Genomic DNA, 1,250 nt, shown 5'->3' with positions numbered 1-1,250 from the left:
TCGACGACCCGGTCGAGCCAGTCGGTCGGCCCCTCCAGCAGCGCCTTCACGGTCGAGGTGAGCAGGTCTATCCGGCGGCGCAGATAGACCGGGTCGGCGACCAGCACCTCCTTGGGGGAGTCGGACGCCCGGTCGTCCCGGTCACCGGCCGCGAAGTAGTACTTGTTGACGGAGCGGTAGATGCGCTCGAAGTCCGATGTGCCGAGCACCAGCCCGTCCGGCGGCACGTCGATGCGCCACTCCTTGCCGACCTTCGCGAGGTGCACCGTCGTCCGGTACGAGCGCCGGTCCGGCCGGTAGGCCTGCTTGCGGTCGACCGTGGCGATCTGCTTGCCCGTCAACTCGGCGACGGCGGACTCGCCTTCCGTGCCCTGGGAGGGCCGGCCCATGCTGGGGTTCGGCCCGTCCTCCAGGACGGTGGTCCTGGAGAAGGGCCGCCAGTTCCGGGACGCGGCCTCGGTGAGGTACAGCCGGGCCGTCTTGAAGTCGGCCTCGTCGCTCGTGGTCGCCTCCAGGAAGCCGCGCACGATGTCGTTGGGCCCCTCGCCCTCCCGGGGCGGCACCCCGAACACCCGCACCTGCGCGTCCGCGTCGGCCCGCGGCGAAGCGTCGACCCGGTGCACCTCCCCGCTGTCGGGCATCGAGGCGCACCCCGCGGCGAGCAGCCCCCCGCAGCCGAGCAGTACGGAGCTCCTCACCAGCGAGGAACTCCACCGGCGGAGGCCGTTCCGGTCAGAGCCCACGCGGCCCGCCCTCCAGCTCGGCTCCCCGGCCGTCCGGCTCCCCGCCACCGGATCCACCGCCAACCGCCATGCCGGACACGCTTCTTGAATCCTCGGCGGGAACGGCCTCGGAAGCCGGCCCCGGCTGCGCCTTGATCCACGGCCGCGCCGACACCGCCGTCACCCGCCCCGGCCCGACCCCGTAAGGCAGCCCGGCGTCGCCCAGCCCGCGGTTGCGCCGCGAGTCCTCCGGCTCCAGCGGAATCGGCGAGCCGCGCAGGCTCTCCCCGGCCGTGGCCGGCAGGGTCAGCCGGAACTGGGAGCCGCCGCCCGGCTCGCCCCACGCCTGGAGCCAGCCGCCGTGCAGCCGCGCGTCCTCGACGGCGATCGACAGGCCCAGACCCGTACCGCCCGTGGTACGCGCGCGTGCCGGGTCCGCCCGCCAGAAGCGGTTGAACACGCGCGTGGCCTCGCCCGGCTTGAGCCCGACCCCGTAGTCCCGCACCGCGACCGCCACGGCGCCCCCCG

At 74.6% G+C, this 1,250-nt stretch carries 2 protein-coding genes; both read right to left on the bottom strand.

Annotation, left to right across the window (positions count from 1 at the left end):
• Positions 1-698 (bottom strand): LpqB family beta-propeller domain-containing protein (locus AOK16_RS22555; RefSeq protein ID WP_478072588.1); only part of this gene is annotated, 698 nt, incomplete at its 3' end.
• Between the two features lie 34 nt (positions 699-732).
• A partial coding sequence (locus AOK16_RS22550) for an ATP-binding protein (RefSeq protein ID WP_169790937.1) occupies positions 733-1,250 on the bottom strand: 518 nt, incomplete at its 5' end.

This window comes from Streptomyces pathocidini (assembly GCF_001418495.1).
Classification (GTDB): Bacteria; Actinomycetota; Actinomycetes; order Streptomycetales; family Streptomycetaceae; genus Streptomyces; species Streptomyces pathocidini.
Note: the sequence above shows the minus strand (reverse complement) of the source record. Positions and strands in the feature narration are given on the sequence as shown.